Below are 15,293 nucleotides of genomic sequence, written 5' to 3'. Positions count from 1 at the left end.
GGCCAGCATGATGATCTGTATACCCCATCGGTAAGGATCCTGCTGGATGATGAACCAACTGATAAAGATAAAAAATGACCAATGTCATTATTCGGGCAAACCGTAATCATTCTGTCGGCGGCAGCCCCTCAATACTTTTACACCATCAAATTATTTAATATCATATGCAGCCCGAAAATTTTTACTATGACAACAAGATCGTCCGTAATTTTGGTATCGCCACGGTGATCTGGGGTATAATTGGGATGACCGTAGGCCTCATCGTAGCCATACAATTGTATAGCCCGGGGATGAACATGGGCAACCAATACACTACATTTGGCCGCATCCGGCCCTTACACACCAACGCGGTGATTTTCGCTTTTGTGGGTAACGCTATTTTTATGGGTGTTTACTATTCATTACAGCGGCTGTTAAAAGCGCGGATGTTTAGCGATGCCCTTAGTCAAATTCACTTTTGGGGCTGGCAGCTCATCATTGTTTCGGCTGTTATTACGTTGCCCTTAGGTTTAACCACCTCGCATGAATATGCTGAACTTGAATGGCCAATAGATATTGCAATTACCCTTATCTGGGTTGTGTTTGGCATTAATATGTTTGGAACCATATTTAAACGCCGCGAACGGCATTTATATGTTGCCATATGGTTTTACATAGCCACGTTTGTCACCATTGCCGTATTGCATATTGTAAATTCATTTGAACTGCCGGTATCAGCCTTTAAAAGCTACATGGTATATGCCGGCGTGCAGGATGCACTGGTACAATGGTGGTATGGCCACAATGCGGTGGCATTTTTCCTGACCACCCCATATCTGGGCATGATGTATTACTTTTTGCCCAAAATGGCCAACAGGCCTATCTATTCCTATAAGTTAAGTATCCTGCACTTTTGGGCGCTCATTTTTATCTATATCTGGGCCGGCCCGCACCATTTACTGTACACCACGCTTCCCGGTTGGGCGCAGTCATTAGGTGTGGCCTTTTCTATTATGCTGTTAGCGCCAAGCTGGGGCGGCATGATCAATGGCTTGCTCACCCTGCGAGGTGCCTGGGATAAAGTTCGTGACGACGTGATCCTGAAGTTTATGGTAGTTGGCTTAACTGCTTATGGTATGGCCACGTTTGAAGGTCCTATGCTTTCATTGAAACAGGTGAACGCCATAGGCCACTTTACCGATTGGATAATTGCCCACGTACACGTTGGCGCTTTGGGCTGGAACGGCTTTTTAACCTTTGCCATCCTTTACTGGCTTATTCCGCGTATTTATAAAACGCAGTTATATTCAAAAAAGATGGCCTCGTTTCATTTTTGGATAGGTACGCTCGGGATCCTGTTTTACGCTATACCAATGTATTGGGCTGGTTTTACCCAGGGTTTAATGCTTAAAGAGTTTACACCCGAGGGGATACTGAAATATCCCGCTTTTCTGGAAACAACGATGCGCATATTGCCTATGCATGTTATGCGTTCTGTAGGTGGTGGATTATACCTGCTGGGCGTTATTGTAATGGCATATAACCTTTGCCGCACCGCGCTGCAGGGCAAACTCGTTGCAAATGAGCCTGCCCAGGCTATGCCGTTGCCTGCTTTAAGCACAACCGGGCATGAAGAAACATGGCACCGGGTATTGGAACGCCGACCAATACAAATGATGATAGCCGCATTGCTGGTTATACTGGTGGGTACTTTTATTGAGTTGATGCCAACGCTGACTATATCATCAAATATCCCAACTATCGCGGCGGTAAAACCTTATACTCCGCTTGAGTTGCAGGGACGTGACCTTTATATCAGAGAGGGCTGCTCAAACTGCCACTCACAAACTGTAAGGCCTTTCCGCTCAGAAACCGAGCGCTATGGCGAATACAGCAAGGCCGGCGAATTTGTTTATGATCACCCGTTTTTATGGGGATCAAAACGTACCGGGCCCGACCTGGCGCGCGAGGGCGGCAAATACGGCAATGCCTGGCACTATAACCACTTGATGGACCCACGCCTCATGTCGCCGGGGAGTATTATGCCAAATTATGATTGGCTGTTAACCCAAAATCTTGATACGGCTACCACAGCCGCCAAAATAAAGGCCATGCGCACACTGGGTGTCCCATATCCCGAAGGATATGAAAAAATAGCCAACAACGATCTTAGTAAACAGGAAAAAGAAATTGCCGATAACCTGTATAACGATCATATAAAGGTTAAAAACAATAAAGAAATAGTAGCCTTGATAGCTTACCTGCAACGTTTGGGTACCGATATCAAAGCAAGCAAAACCGCCGCTAAATAACAAAAGCAATGTTTAAGCAATTTACAGAACACATTTCGGGTGCCCAGGGTTACCTGTTATTTTCTCTGGGGATCTTCCTCGTATTTTTTATTGTAGTAGCTATCCTGCTTTTCAGGCTCAGGAAACAGCATGTAGATCATATGCGTAATCTGCCTTTGAAGGATAGTCATGGTGAATCCCTTAATTCTTACAACTTATGAAATACCGCCGCCTGTTAATTTTACTTGTATTGATGATACCGTTACAACCGGCAATGGCCGCCGATGACAGCCTGATACCGGGCGATTTGATGAACGAGATAGGGTATGGAGCAATTATAGCCATGCTGGTATTATTTATTGTAGCCATGCTGGTATTGCTCAGGGCGCTTAGGGTATTGACAAAAATAACGCTCCGGGCGCAGGGGTATACAGAAGAGCAGATCATAGCGGAGATGAAACCCGCCAAAAAAGTTAAAAAGCCTAAAACAGAGGTTTGGAACAAATTACTGTCGTTAAGACCAATGTCTGAAGAAAAGGAGCTGATCATAGCACATGATTATGACGGTATCCAGGAGCTTAACAATCCTATTCCTGGCTGGTTCAGCTACATGTTTTATATCACCATTGTTTTTGCAGTTGGTTACATCCTCATTTATCATGTTTTTGGCTTTGGGCAGTTACAATATGATGAATATAAAACGGAGATGGCCCAGGCAGATATTGCCAAAAAAGAATACCTGAGCAAGGCCGCTAACCGGGTTGACGAAACAACAGTTAAACTTGTTACCGATCAGGCTGTATTGGCTTCCGGGCAGGCGATCTTTAAACAAAGCTGCGTTCCCTGTCACGGTGATCACGCACAGGGTGTAGTTGGCCCCAATCTTACCGATGACTACTGGCTGCATGGTGGTAAGATCAATGATGTGTTTAAAACCATAAAATATGGCGTACTGGCCAAAGGAATGCCCAACTGGGAGAAACAGTTATCGCCCAAGCAAATCTCGGATGTGGCAAACTATATAAAATCATTGCATGGCAGCAATCCGGCTAATCCTAAAGAACCGCAGGGCGAAAAAGATGCGGATGACATTGCGGCAAAAGGCAAAAAGATAGCAAAAATATAACGATTATGGACGGCTTACTGGCGGCAAAAGAAAACGGGAAAAGACAGTGGATGTATCCGCTGGTACGTAAAGGCAGGTTTTATAAATGGAGAAGCTGGTTAAGCTATTTTTATCTCATTTTCTTTTTGCTGGGCCGTTTTTACGAATCAATGGCCAGCCGTTGTTGCTGCTCAATGTGATAGATCGGCAATTTGTACTGCTGGGGCAGGTGTTTTGGCCGCAGGATATTTTTCTGTTTATGCTGGCTTCGCTTGTTTTTTTGGTTTGCGTGGTAATATTTACTATTGCTTTCGGTCGTATTTTCTGCGGTTGGATTTGCCCTCAAACCATATTTATGGAAATGGTTTTCAGAAAGATAGAGATTTGGATAGAAGGGGATGCCAATAAGCGTAAAAAGCTTGACGCTGGTGCCTGGACACGGGAAAAAATCATCAAAAAAACAGCCAAACATGCTTTGTTTGTATTCGTATCCTTTCTGATCGCCAACACTTTCCTCGCTTATATCATCGGCAGCGAAAGCCTTGTTAAAATTATTGTTGAGCCTGTTGCAGCCCACTGGGTTGGTTTTATCAGTATATGGGTATTCACCATTGTATTTTATTTGATTTACAGCCAGGTACGTGAGCTGGTTTGCACATTGATATGCCCTTACGGGCGTTTACAAAGTGTATTGATTGATGAGCATACTTTAGTAGTAGCTTATGACGATGTGCGTGGCGAACCACGGGGCAAGTTAAGCCGTAACGCGGACCCCTTTAACCTGAAAGGCGATTGCGTTGATTGCAGCCTGTGCGTTGCTGTTTGTCCTACAGGTATTGATATTCGTAAAGGAACTCAAATTGAATGTATCAACTGTACTGCCTGTATAGATGCCTGCGACCAGGTAATGGACAAGATAGGAAAGCCCCGCAACCTGATTGGCTACTTCTCCGAAAATATGATCAGGCTGAAAGAAAAGCCCTCGTTTACCGGGCGCATGATGGGATATACCGCGGTAATAACCGTGCTGGTGGCTGTACTTGGTTATTTTATTTTCAGCCGGAGCGATATGGATATCACCGTTATGCGCAGTGCGGGAATGCTTTATCAGCAACAGCCGGGCGGTTACATCAGTAATATTTATAATGCCGAAATCATTAATAAAACCAATCAGGATAAAGTGATCAGGATAGGGGCGGATGATCCGGCTGTTAAGATCAGTTATATCCAGGCGCCCGGACCGGTTGCAAAGGGCGGATCGGCTAAAACGGTGTTTTTTGTCATGCTCCCTGCATCAAAAGTACATGCCGCCAAAACTACCATTAAACTGAACTTGTTGCTTGGCGGTAAGGTGGTTCAATCTGTTAAAACCAATTTTATAGCACCAACAAATGATTAAGCATATAAACTGGGGAAAAGGAATAGTAATAGGCATGCTGGCTTTTATGAGTTACATTGTAGCCATGGGCGTTGCCATGTTCAGGCAGCCCGACGATGTCGATCCGCATTATTACGAAAAAGGGCTTGCGTTTAATGCCGATTATGATAAAGAGAAGCAAGTACTTAGCGATAAAGCACAGCCATCAATCAGCATTAACAACAATATTCTGCTAGTAAAGTTTACAGGTCTGGTAAAGGGAACAGCAGATTTGAAGCGCCCGGACGACGGCAAAATGGACAAACATATCAACCTGGAGAGCAACCTGGCGGGTAATGTTAATATTCCGCTGACTGATGTAAAGCCAGGTAGGTGGCAGCTGGTTTTTAATTGGGAAAGCAACGGCAAAAAATACCTGTATACCAAAGAAATATTTATACCATGAGCACCAGTCAAATCGCTTTTTTTATAGGCTTGTTTGGTAGTGTTCACTGTATAGGAATGTGCGGCCCGCTCGCCTTCGCTATCCCCATTAACCACAGTAGCTTTTGGCTGCTCTTGTGGGATAAGTTGGTATATAACCTTGGGCGTACTATAAGTTACGCAACCCTCGGGTTAATAACCGGGCTCATCGGTAAGCAATTATGGCTTTCAGGTTTGCAGCAGGGGGTAAGCATCATTAGCGGGATACTGATCCTGCTGGCGGCCGGTTCAAGATTGTGGAAGTTGAAAATTAGTAACAAAAGTACTGGTAACTGGCTGCTGAAGCCTTTTAATGCGTTGCTTACTTACGCGTTACAGCATCGGGCCGGCCATTTGGCCATAGGCTTGTTAAACGGCTTTTTACCCTGCGGTTTTGTTTACCTGGCGCTCATCGGTGCGGTAAACACTTCGTCAGTGGGTGCTTCCGTGCAATACATGATTTGGTTTGGTTTGGGTACCCTGCCTTTAATGCTGGCAGTCACTGTTGGCAGTGGATTTGTTAACCAGGGCATCCGAAGAAAGATGAACAGGGTGGTTCCCTATTTTATGCTATGCCTTGGCGCCTGGTTTTTACTGCGCGGGCTCGCACTTGATATTCCTTATCTGAGCCCGCCATCGGCCAGCGGAACTGTTATTTGTAAGTAACACCGTAGGCAGATTGATTAGCCTCATGTTTATTCTAAATACATAATATTAAATTAATTATATGCACAGCTTTCATATACCTGTTTTAGGTTTGGGATACTCTGTTGATACACCGCTAAAAGTGGCCCGGTACGGTATCTCGTCCGTTGTTTCAATTGTTGATGATGAACTCGTTGAGCGTATGCGGCAGTATCATTCAACTCAAAATGGTTTGCCATTTACGCCAATTTTAAAAAGCGGCCCCGACAGCCGTTCAAAACGGATTACAGCCTATCTTAATTTATTAAACGAACTGGTAAATAGGCAGTTTGAAGAACTTAAACAAATGCCATTTAACCAGGGAATGGACATCGACCGTTACTTTAACCTATTACCTGAGGCTTCGGCTTCAAAGCAGGGTTACGAACTGATGAACGAGTATCCTGAGGGGGAACGTAAACAGATCTTTCAAGATCTTTTGCGCGCCAGAATGAACAAAGGTGCTATTGATGTAAATATCATGGCCAAAGTTGATAAAATGAACTTTGACGCAGACGGCAATTATACCGGCGATACCCATACCGACGCGCTTGCTGCTTTAAAAGGCTTTGCTGAAAGCGATCTGGATTCATCAGTGGTACTTTCGGCGGGAATGAACCCGAGGCTGTACAGTTACCTGGAAACTTTTAAGTGTTTTTATCCTGATGGCAATAACGAGCTTCGTAAACGGATCGTTTTAAAGGTGAGCGATTTTCGTTCGGCGCTGATCCAGGCTAAGTTTTTAGCAAAGAAGGGGCTGTGGGTATCAGAGTTCAGGATTGAATCGGGCCTGAATTGTGGAGGGCATGCTTTTGCTACTGATGGCCTGCTGCTCGGACCCATCCTGGAAGAGTTTAAACTGAAAAGGGAAAATATGATACACGAGCTGCTTGACCTCTATCAACCTGCACTTGCCGAAAGGGGGTTTACAGAGGCCAGTCCGGCGCAAAAGATCAGCGTACAGGGTGGGATAGGCACTATGCAGGAAGATGTTTTTTTGCGGGAGCATTATCAGATGGATGCTACCGGTTGGGGCAGCCCGTTCCTGTTGGTACCCGAAGCCACCAATGTTGATGAACATACGCTGCAACAATTGGCAGGCGCCGGCCATGATGATTTTTATGTAAGCTCGTCATCCCCGCTGGGTATCCTGTTCAATAACTTCAGCAAAAGCTCGGGCGAAGAGCAAAGACTTAGCAGGATAGCAAATGGCAGGCCGGGTAGTCCCTGCAATAAAAAATATTTAGTATCAAATACCGAGTTTACCGAACATCCCATTTGCACAGCATCACGTGAGTACCAGCATCTGAAAATAAAACAGCTAAAACACAGTGAGCTTCCGGTAGATGAAATTCAAAAACAGATAGATGCTGTTACCGAAAAGGTTTGCTTATGCGAAGGGCTTTGTGCATCTGCTTATATCAAAAACGATATTCTGAAAGCCCGGGAAAACAAGGCAGTAACCATTTGTCCCGGACCAAATATCGCCTTCTTTTCAGGGGTTTATACGCTTGATGATATGGTTAGCCATATCTATGGGCATATCAACTTGCTTGAGGCAACAACCCGCCCTAATATGTTTATCAATGAGCTAAACCTTTATATCGATTACCTTAAAAAGGACATTTCGGGCTATGTAGCAAACCTCAACGAAAAGAAAGGAAAATACCTGCTCAAATTTAAAGACCAATTACAGCAGGGCATCACATACTATAAACAGCTGATCCCGCAAATAAGCAACCAAACCCAGGATTACCTGGAGCGGATGCTGAAGGACCTGGTCTTATCAGAAGAGAAACTGCAATTGCTAAATATCTAAAACAAAGAAACCGGGAATCAATCCCGGTTTCTTTGTTTAACTGATAGTTGGTGTTGTCAAAGCCTTATCCAGTCATGCTGAATAACTGCGTAGTAGGCTTGTCGGCCCATAGGCGGGCATCAAGCGCCATACATATATTGCGTAAAAAGCGTTTACCCATGGGGGTAACAGTAATGCACCATGAATTTAATTCAACCAGCCCGTCCTGCTCAAATTGGCGCATACGTTCCAGCCCCTCTAAAAAAGCTTCACTTGTTTCATTATGCAGGTTCCAGCAGGTTTTGCCGTTACACATGATATTTAAAATATGCCTGCGAATGCTCAGATCATCGGCCGTAAGCATATGACCTTTAAATACCGGCAGTTGGCCGGCGTTAACCAATTGCAGGTATTCCTCTACTTTTTTTACATTTTGGGCAAATGCATACCAGCTATCGCTTATGGACGATACGCCCAAACCAATCATTAATTGGGTATATTGATGGGTGTAACCCATGAAATTACGGTGCAGCGTACCATTTTGTTCGGCTAAGTAAAGACTATCCGTAGGCAAGGCGAAATGGTCCATGCCAATTTCATGATAACCCAATGCTGTAAATAATTCGCGTCCGCATTCATACAAAGCCCTTTTTTCATTAGCATCGGGCAGATCATTTTCGGTGAAACGGCGCTGACCGGGTTTTATCCAGGGTACATGGGCATAACTGTAAAAAGCAATCCTATCGGGCATTAATTTCGCCACTTGGGCAATGGTATCCTTTAGCCCGTTGATAGTTTGAAGCGGGAGGCCATATATCAGATCGAAATTAACGGATGTATATCCGATCCGTCGGGCTTGCTGCGTAACCAGTTTTACCAGTTCAAAACTCTGGATCCGGTTAATGATAAACTGAACCCTCGGGTCAAAATCCTGGATGCCGAGGCTTATCCTCCTGAAACCAAGATTATATAAAACCTGTAAATGATCAACAGTTGTATTGGCGGGGTGCGCCTCAAAACTAAACTCGGCCTGGGGATGAATAGTTGATGAATTTAATATACCATTGATCAGTATGGCCAGGTGTTCGGGTTTAAAAAATGTAGGTGTGCCGCCGCCAAGGTGTATTTCCCTGATAACGGGTTTGCTTTCAAAGGTATTGACGTACATGGCCCACTCCATTAAAACAGCTTTAATGTACGGCTCTTCTACCCGGTGGTTTTTGGTGATGCGGGTGTTACAACCGCAATAGGTACACAGGCTTTCGCAAAATGGCAGGTGAATATACAGGCTGATCCCGTCACGATCGTTACTCTCCTTAAAAGAAAGCGATACTGATTTTCGCCATTCCTCTTCATCGAAGTTTTCAATGTTCCAATAAGGTACCGTAGGGTAACTGGTATAACGGGGAGCAGCAACGTTGTATTTATCAATAAGGTGCTGGGGAATTTTCATAAATATTAAGCTTTGGTAGTATCAACCGTTGATAGCTCACCGGTCGCTTTGCAGTTTTTTGCACACACACACGCATTTCCAACGCACTTTTTAGCCTGCCACTGATCAAGATTTTTTATGGTTTGATTAGCAATTTGCTGTAATGCCTCACTGGTTAAAAAAGCCTGATGGGGGGTGATGAGGACATTTTTAAAGGTCATCAGTTTTTCCAGCAATGGGTCTCTATCGGTATCATGTTGATGCTGCTCAAAAAACAGGCCTTTTTCTTTTTCATAAACATCAAGTCCTAAATAACCTATTTTACCGGTTTCAACAGCCCGTAATGCTGCTTCAGTATCAATTAACCCTCCCCGCGAAGTATTCAGGAGCATGACTCCATCTTTCATCAAAGCAAGAGTCTCATTATTTATCATATGATAGTTTTCGGGGCAGAGGGGGCATGTAATGAAATTATATCGGCAGTAGCAAGCAGGTCATTCATAGCCACTTGTTCAATTCCTGGCAAGTTTGATTTTGCAAGCGGATCGTATCCAATAACACGACAGCCAAAGCCGTTAAAGATAGCGGCAGTCGCCTGCCCGGTATGTCCCAGGCCAATAATGCCAACTGTTTTGCCGTATAAATTAAACCCCATGAGGCCATTCAGCCTGAAATCAAACAGGTGGCTATGGGCGTTTGATTCGGCTAAATGCCTGTTTAGGGCAAGTGCCATGGCAACGGTATGTTCGGCAATAGCCTGCGGCGAGTATTCAGGTACGTTGGCCAGTTTTATGTTGCGCAAAGCTGCTGCTTCCTTATCGATATGATCTGTACCAACCGACCGGGTAGCAATATATTTAACGCCAAGATCGGCCAGTTGGTTGATAACATAGGCAGATACATCGTCATTGGTAAAAACAACCACCGCTTCCTTACCTTCGGCATAAACCGCGGTTTCAGAATTTAACGGGTTAGAGATAAGGGTAATATCATGTTTTTTTGGTTCGCTCTGGCCAAAAATTCCTTTTCGAACGCCTTGATACTGTAAGCTACAACTTTCATCTATACACATTTATATTAAACAAAACTACCTGGCTGGCATCATCAAAACCATGAGCGCGGTCAGTGATAAAAATGACCTTTATCAGTTTCTCATTTTTACCAGTTTGTTAAGGTCTGTTATATTGATGGTTGCACCTTTCTTTTCTATCAGGCCTTCCTCTTTAAAATCAGAAAGCGTACGGCTTACCGTTTCGGTAGCCATACCGGCCATTGATGCCATTTCTTCCCTTGATATTTTAAATTCCTGCGTTTCGCCGTTTTGCTTGTTCAGCCTTACCAATACCTGCGCCAGCCGTTTCCTTACCGAATGGTAGGCCAGCTCGATTAGTTGTTCTTCCTTTTCTTTGATATTGTTTGACAGTATTTTCAAAAATTGCCGGCCAACGTCGGGATACCGGTCAAGCATGGTTAAAACGGTATCTTTCGGCAGCAGGCATATGGCCGCGTCTTCGGTTGCTTCGGCAGTTTCGCCGTAAGCATCATCAAGCAGCAGGGCATGTACGCCAAGGTAGTCGTCGGCTTTGTATAAGCCGGTCATCAGTTCCCTGCCGTCTTCGGCCAGTTTAAATGTTTTTATGCTGCCTTCCATCACCAGGTAAATTCCCTGCGGGCTATCCCCGTCATAAAATAATACTTGTTTTTTTCTTATCTGCCTTATTTTTCTACTGGCTATCAGTGCGTTTAATTCGGCTGCTCCGTTGCGCGAATTGATGGCCAGGTGCTCTATTTTTTGCAGCGACCTGCTAAAAAATGCCTGTTGTTTTTCTTTTTTGCTCAACCTGCTATCAATGGCATTAAGCAATTCTATATCGTCAAAAGGTTTGGTAAGATAATCATCGGCACCCATTTCCATGCCTTTTCTAAAGTCAACCCGTTCGGCTTTCGCGGTTAAAAATATAAAGGGTATATTATCCGTTTCGGGCGATTTGCTGAGCATGAATAATACGCCATACCCGTCAAGCTCGGGCATCATGATATCGCACAAAATAAGGTCCGGTTTATGCTTTATAGCTAAGTCGACACCAATTTTGCCGTTGCCGGCCTGCAATACCAGGTAGCCGGAAAGCTCCAGTATTTCGGCGGTGCTTTCCCTTATATCGGTATTGTCTTCAATAATGAGGATACTTTTTTCATGATTGCGAAAATGTGAGCGTGAATGATGTTCCGTAATTAACTTTGCTTTCAAATTGCACCGTGCCGTTGATCAGGCTAACGTAGCGCGCTACTATATTAAGGCCGAGACCAGTACCTGATATATTGCCGGTATTATGTGCCCTGAAAAACGCTTCAAACAAGTGCTTCTGGTCATTTTCAGGGATTCCTATACCATTATCCTTAACCACAACAACCAACTGATCGCTGGCTACCTCCGTGTTAAATTCAATAAAGGTATTTTCGCCCGAGTATTTGATGGCGTTGCTGATCAGGTTAATGATGCAGTTTTTTAATAATGCGGGATCCAATTTAAAAACACTGGTAGTACCGGTATGCTGATAAATGATATTTTGGTTTTGTTTGGCTACCAGTTGCATTTCTTCTGTTATTTCCTCGCCAAATTTTACCAGGTTAAATTCGGTAAATACGGGCTCGACCTTGCCGGCTTCGAGTTTTTCGAGCGACAGAAAATCATTTAGGATACCCGTAAGGTTACCTACCGACGTTTTTATTTTGGCGATGTGTTTGCTGATGTTAGGATTGCTAAACTCCTGCGCATATTTTTCAACAAGAATGGCCGATAACTGGATGCTGCTCAGAGGGGTCCTGAATTCATGCGAGGCCATTGATACAAAGCGGCTTTTCATCTGTCCAAGTTCTTTTTCTTTCTCTAATGACAGGCTAACTTCTTCTTTAGCCTGCAACAACTCGCTTACCGAATGCTTTAAAGAAATTGTACGCTCCTCAACAAGCTCTTCTAAATGGACGGCGTAGTCCTTTAATCTTTCTTCTGCCTCCTTTTCGCGTGTGAGATCATGGATAAAACCGGTATAGATTTTTCGGCCTGAAAACTGTACTTCACTTACCCCCAGGCGGAAAGGGAATACGGAGCCATCTTTTTTTAACCCCTTAACTTCGCGGCCAAAACCTATAATGTGCGCCTTGCCTGTGTTTTGATAACGGTTTATATAACCATCGTGCAGCTCCTTATCGGGCGGGGGCATTAAAACAGATACATTTTTACCAATTACTTCGCCGGGACTGTATTGAAACAGATTACATGCTGCCGGATTGATAGATTCGATAATTCCGTGGCTGTTTATGGTAATAATGCCGTCTATGGCATTTTCAATAATTGCTTTTAGCAGCGCGGCATTCTCCATCAGCGTTTCCTTGTTTAATGCCAAAGATCACGAATGGATTTAGTCTTCAATATGATGTGCCTCACCATAAAAAGTGATCACAATCACTTTTTATGGTGAGGCACAAAGTAAAAGGATGGTTGAGTGTAGAGCAACCATCCTTTTTTTACCTATTTTTAAACTCTATCCGATCTGTTAAAATAGAAAACAAAATATATGAAGTATACGGTACTGATCCTGATCTTATCCATATTTTTCAATAACCAGGCACGGTCGCAAAACATGATTTCGGGCGGAGACTTTAAGGACACTGACGGAAATCAGATTAATGCTCATGGGGCAGGGGTACTTTATTATAATGAGGTATATTACCTGTTTGGCGAAATTAAAAAAGGCAAAACCTGGTTGGTTCCCGGGCAAAGCTGGGAAGATTACCGGGTCCCTGCAGGCGGGGTATCGTGTTATTCGTCGACAGATCTGAAACATTGGAAAAATCTCGGAACTGCATTAAGATCTGTCACAGGTGACCCGTCAAATGATCTGGATACCGGTAGGGTAATTGAACGGCCCAAGGTGCTTTACAATGAGAAAACCAAAAAATTTGTGATGTGGTTCCATAATGACAGAAATGATTATCAGGATTCAAAGGCCGGTATTGCCATAAGCGATTCGCCCGAGGGGCCATATACGTACCTGGGCAGTATCAAACCAAACAATCAAATGCTTAGGGACATGACACTTTTTAAGGATACCGATGGCAAAGCCTACGTTGTTTATTCATCCGAAGATAACAACACTATGCATGTTTGCCTGCTGACAGATGATTATTTGAAGCCAACGGAACATTATACCAGGATTCTGATCGACAGAAACCGCGAAAGCCCGGCACTTTTCAAAAATAACGGCAAATATTTCCTGATCACTTCGGGATGCTCAGGTTGGAGCCCCAATGCGGCATCTTACGCAACTGCCAATAGTATCATGGGGGCGTGGACTGAGATAGGCAACCCCTGCAGCGGTACCAATGCAGAACAAACGTTCTTTGCACAGGGAAATTATGTTTTGCCGATAAACGGAAAACCTTCAAATTTTATCTTCATGGGAGATCTGTGGAACAAACTTGACCTGGAGAAATCCGGTTATCTGTGGATTCCTTTTGAGGTAATAGACGGCGAAGTGAAAATAAATAACTGATGTGGTGCTAACGATAAATTGGTGTTTAGTCCTTAGCCAAAAGTCATAAACACTAAGTAACCCAAAAGCAGAAAACGGGAAAGACCGCCATGATTTGCGTCTTTCCCGTTGTATGCCCGGAATCGGGAGTTGCGTTATGGTTTTAATTTATTTTAAGTCCGTATCTTATGTTGGTGATTGAACGTTGCGCAATTAATCGTTTATCCCTGTTTTTTGCAATATTATCTGTATATCACCCGTGCTTAAAGTTTAAAAATCTGTTTCATGATCACCCATTTTTCTCCTTCTTTTGCCCAGGGGAGGGGCTGTTGAAATAGCCACATAAGTTGCTCCCATTCCTGTACTTTAGGATTTAGCGCATCCATTTCTTCTTTTTCTTTGACTCAAAATTGTCGCTCGTTTCCATGATCATAAACAACCGGTTTCCCGTGCGATAGATCTGCATATCAAGAATGTCCGCGTCCAGTATGCTTTTGCGTACTTCTGGCCAGCTATTTTCAGCCTTATGCCAATGTTCATATTCCGCTATCAATTGCGAATCATCCTTTAAATCGAGGGCCAAACAGTATCTTTTCATAGTGAGATTAAATTTTTACAGATAGGCGGAAGCGTATGATTCGTCAACTAAGCCATATTCTTTCATTTCTTTCCAAAATTGTGGTGGGATCTTTAATGAAGCCAGCGAAATATTTTGTGCAACCCTATTGGGATTTGTGGTATTCAGGGCGATGCTTTTAACGCCTGGACCATTTAACCCAAAAGCCACGCAGGCATCCGCCGGTTTTATTTTATAATTTGCACATAAGCGATAAAACAACTCTCGCCAACGATGTAAATGTTTGTCTTTTACCGGATCAGTTAACCGATAGTTATAATAATCAGATCCGGTTAAAAAGCCGCCGTTAAAAACGGCGGAATTAATGATCAAAGTTCCTTGCTTTTCAAGTTCCTGCATAAATTCAATTAATTCTGGCGGATGGCTATGAATTGTCATGCTATTGGCGATCATTACCCAATCCAATTTTACATCCTGCGTTATCATTTTGATGATCCGCCAGTCTTTCGAACCTACACCAATACCTTTTACTTTGCCATTGCGTTTTAATTCAATCAATGCCCGGTAAGCGTCCAATATGTCCCGGTAGCGTTGTGCTTGTTCCTGTTTATCTTTTGCTGCATTAAGGTATTCATCGGGGTCATGTACAGATACCAGTTGTGCACGATAATTCCCCAGCAACTCATTTCCCTGTTCATAACATTCCAGGATGCCTTCATAACTTATTCGCTGAACGGCGTCATATTTCAGGTCGCGCCAAACACCCGGTTCAAAAGTAGGTTCGGGACTTTTTAACGCCGTACGCAGCCAGCCCAATTTATTACTGATCAGTACCTCCGAGGGGGAGACATTTAGTATTGCCAAAGCCTTTCCCAATGATTCGAGCGCGAGCCCCGCGCCGTATTTCCCTGCTGAGTCAAATACAGCCGGTTTAGGAGAATGCCTGATACTTTCGGCAACAATAGCACATTTAACATCGTCTGGAAGTGCTACATATAAATTTCCTAATCCGCTGGTTCCAAAAATTACTTTAGGTAAATTAATTTCCTGCATAT

General features: G+C 43.7%; 15 protein-coding genes and 1 pseudogene. 9 read left to right on the top strand and 7 right to left on the bottom strand.

Translation table 11 applies throughout. The features are described 5' to 3' along the window. Positions 1 to 15: 15 nt before the first annotated feature. The 8 genes from ACRQ5D_RS33290 to ACRQ5D_RS33255 all read left to right on the top strand — a co-directional run bounded on the left by ACRQ5D_RS33290 (position 16) and on the right by ACRQ5D_RS33255 (position 7,718). Complete coding sequence (locus ACRQ5D_RS33290; protein WP_432329949.1) at positions 16 to 78, top strand: hypothetical protein; 63 nt, start codon at positions 16 to 18, stop codon at positions 76 to 78. A gap of 86 nt (positions 79 to 164) precedes the next feature. Next, positions 165 to 2,291 (top strand): cytochrome-c oxidase, cbb3-type subunit I, encoded by a 2,127-nt coding sequence (gene ccoN / locus ACRQ5D_RS33285; protein WP_091170098.1) that lies wholly within the window; start codon positions 165 to 167, stop codon positions 2,289 to 2,291. 8 nt (positions 2,292 to 2,299) lie between these two features. Further along, complete coding sequence (locus tag ACRQ5D_RS33280) at positions 2,300 to 2,491, top strand: hypothetical protein (protein WP_091170095.1); 192 nt, start codon at positions 2,300 to 2,302, stop codon at positions 2,489 to 2,491. After that, positions 2,488 to 3,396, top strand: a complete 909-nt coding sequence (locus tag ACRQ5D_RS33275) for a cbb3-type cytochrome c oxidase N-terminal domain-containing protein (protein WP_091170092.1) — start codon at positions 2,488 to 2,490, stop codon at positions 3,394 to 3,396. The genes ACRQ5D_RS33280 and ACRQ5D_RS33275 overlap by 4 nt, the downstream gene beginning before the upstream one ends. Before the next feature lie 85 nt (positions 3,397 to 3,481). Beyond that, positions 3,482 to 4,774 carry a cytochrome c oxidase accessory protein CcoG gene (ccoG, locus tag ACRQ5D_RS33270; RefSeq protein WP_432327928.1) on the top strand — a complete coding sequence of 431 codons (1,293 nt, stop codon included), beginning with the start codon at positions 3,482 to 3,484 and terminating at the stop codon, positions 4,772 to 4,774. Next, a complete protein-coding gene (locus ACRQ5D_RS33265) occupies positions 4,767 to 5,198 on the top strand; it encodes a FixH family protein (protein ID WP_091170085.1) in 432 nt (143 codons plus the stop codon). The genes ccoG and ACRQ5D_RS33265 overlap by 8 nt, the downstream gene beginning before the upstream one ends. After that, complete coding sequence (locus ACRQ5D_RS33260; RefSeq protein WP_091170083.1) at positions 5,195 to 5,881, top strand: sulfite exporter TauE/SafE family protein; 687 nt, start codon at positions 5,195 to 5,197, stop codon at positions 5,879 to 5,881. The genes ACRQ5D_RS33265 and ACRQ5D_RS33260 overlap by 4 nt, the downstream gene beginning before the upstream one ends. 61 nt (positions 5,882 to 5,942) lie before the next feature. Further along, complete coding sequence (locus ACRQ5D_RS33255) at positions 5,943 to 7,718, top strand: hypothetical protein (RefSeq protein WP_091170079.1); 1,776 nt, start codon at positions 5,943 to 5,945, stop codon at positions 7,716 to 7,718. A 64-nt stretch (positions 7,719 to 7,782) separates the two neighbouring features. Here ACRQ5D_RS33255 and hemN read toward each other — a convergent pair whose 3' ends face one another. The 4 genes and pseudogenes from hemN to ACRQ5D_RS33235 form a co-directional block, all read right to left on the bottom strand. Continuing rightward, the gene (gene hemN, locus ACRQ5D_RS33250; RefSeq protein ID WP_091170076.1) at positions 7,783 to 9,150 is read right to left on the bottom strand and encodes an oxygen-independent coproporphyrinogen III oxidase; all 1,368 of its coding nucleotides are present in this window, start codon (positions 9,148 to 9,150) and stop codon (positions 7,783 to 7,785) included. A 5-nt stretch (positions 9,151 to 9,155) separates the two neighbouring features. Continuing rightward, a pseudogene (locus tag ACRQ5D_RS33245) lies at positions 9,156 to 10,201 on the bottom strand (2-hydroxyacid dehydrogenase). 72 nt (positions 10,202 to 10,273) lie between these two features. Beyond that, positions 10,274 to 11,377, bottom strand: coding sequence for a response regulator (locus ACRQ5D_RS33240; protein ID WP_431198872.1), 1,104 nt, complete (start codon positions 11,375 to 11,377; stop codon positions 10,274 to 10,276). Then, a complete protein-coding gene (locus ACRQ5D_RS33235; RefSeq protein WP_091170066.1) occupies positions 11,322 to 12,509 on the bottom strand; it encodes a PAS domain-containing sensor histidine kinase in 1,188 nt (395 codons plus the stop codon). Before ACRQ5D_RS33235 ends, ACRQ5D_RS33240 begins: the two co-directional genes overlap by 56 nt. A 195-nt stretch (positions 12,510 to 12,704) precedes the next feature. Here ACRQ5D_RS33235 and ACRQ5D_RS33230 point away from each other — a divergent pair, with 195 nt between their 5' ends. Continuing rightward, complete coding sequence (locus ACRQ5D_RS33230; protein ID WP_091170064.1) at positions 12,705 to 13,682, top strand: glycoside hydrolase family 43 protein; 978 nt, start codon at positions 12,705 to 12,707, stop codon at positions 13,680 to 13,682. 242 nt (positions 13,683 to 13,924) lie between these two features. Here ACRQ5D_RS33230 and ACRQ5D_RS33225 read toward each other — a convergent pair whose 3' ends face one another. Genes ACRQ5D_RS33225 through ACRQ5D_RS33215 form a run of 3 tightly spaced genes read right to left on the bottom strand, consistent with a single transcriptional unit; the run spans position 13,925 to position 15,291 of the window. Next, positions 13,925 to 14,005: a hypothetical protein gene (locus ACRQ5D_RS33225; protein WP_432329947.1), complete on the bottom strand. Its 81-nt coding sequence runs from the start codon at positions 14,003 to 14,005 to the stop codon at positions 13,925 to 13,927. Between the two features lie 29 nt (positions 14,006 to 14,034). Further along, positions 14,035 to 14,259, bottom strand: coding sequence for an L-rhamnose mutarotase (locus tag ACRQ5D_RS33220; RefSeq protein WP_432327924.1), 225 nt, complete (start codon positions 14,257 to 14,259; stop codon positions 14,035 to 14,037). A gap of 15 nt (positions 14,260 to 14,274) precedes the next feature. Continuing rightward, on the bottom strand, positions 14,275 to 15,291 hold the full coding sequence (locus ACRQ5D_RS33215) for an aldo/keto reductase (RefSeq protein ID WP_091170058.1): 1,017 nt from the start codon (positions 15,289 to 15,291) through the stop codon (positions 14,275 to 14,277). Positions 15,292 to 15,293 lie beyond the last annotated feature (2 nt).

The organism is Mucilaginibacter sp. P25 (assembly GCF_050859465.1).
In the GTDB taxonomy this organism is placed as follows: Bacteria; Bacteroidota; Bacteroidia; order Sphingobacteriales; family Sphingobacteriaceae; genus Mucilaginibacter; species Mucilaginibacter gossypii.
This window is presented reverse-complemented; position numbering and strand designations above follow the sequence as displayed.

Excerpts from the sequence above, each read along its gene's own strand:
- ccoN (WP_091170098.1), top strand. The coding sequence starts at position 165 with ATGCAGCCCGAAAATTTTTACTATGACAACAAGATCGTCCGTAATTTT.
- ACRQ5D_RS33280 (WP_091170095.1), top strand. The coding sequence starts at position 2,300 with ATGTTTAAGCAATTTACAGAACACATTTCGGGTGCCCAGGGTTACCTG.
- ACRQ5D_RS33275 (WP_091170092.1), top strand. The coding sequence starts at position 2,488 with ATGAAATACCGCCGCCTGTTAATTTTACTTGTATTGATGATACCGTTA.
- ccoG (WP_432327928.1), top strand. The coding sequence starts at position 3,482 with ATGGAGAAGCTGGTTAAGCTATTTTTATCTCATTTTCTTTTTGCTGGG.
- ACRQ5D_RS33265 (WP_091170085.1), top strand. The coding sequence starts at position 4,767 with ATGATTAAGCATATAAACTGGGGAAAAGGAATAGTAATAGGCATGCTG.
- ACRQ5D_RS33260 (WP_091170083.1), top strand. The coding sequence starts at position 5,195 with ATGAGCACCAGTCAAATCGCTTTTTTTATAGGCTTGTTTGGTAGTGTT.
- ACRQ5D_RS33255 (WP_091170079.1), top strand. The coding sequence starts at position 5,943 with ATGCACAGCTTTCATATACCTGTTTTAGGTTTGGGATACTCTGTTGAT.
- hemN (WP_091170076.1), bottom strand. The coding sequence starts at position 9,150 with ATGAAAATTCCCCAGCACCTTATTGATAAATACAACGTTGCTGCTCCC.
- ACRQ5D_RS33235 (WP_091170066.1), bottom strand. The coding sequence starts at position 12,509 with ATGGAGAATGCCGCGCTGCTAAAAGCAATTATTGAAAATGCCATAGAC.
- ACRQ5D_RS33230 (WP_091170064.1), top strand. The coding sequence starts at position 12,705 with ATGAAGTATACGGTACTGATCCTGATCTTATCCATATTTTTCAATAAC.
- ACRQ5D_RS33225 (WP_432329947.1), bottom strand. The coding sequence starts at position 14,005 with ATGTGGCTATTTCAACAGCCCCTCCCCTGGGCAAAAGAAGGAGAAAAA.
- ACRQ5D_RS33220 (WP_432327924.1), bottom strand. The coding sequence starts at position 14,259 with ATGAAAAGATACTGTTTGGCCCTCGATTTAAAGGATGATTCGCAATTG.
- ACRQ5D_RS33215 (WP_091170058.1), bottom strand. The coding sequence starts at position 15,291 with ATGCAGGAAATTAATTTACCTAAAGTAATTTTTGGAACCAGCGGATTA.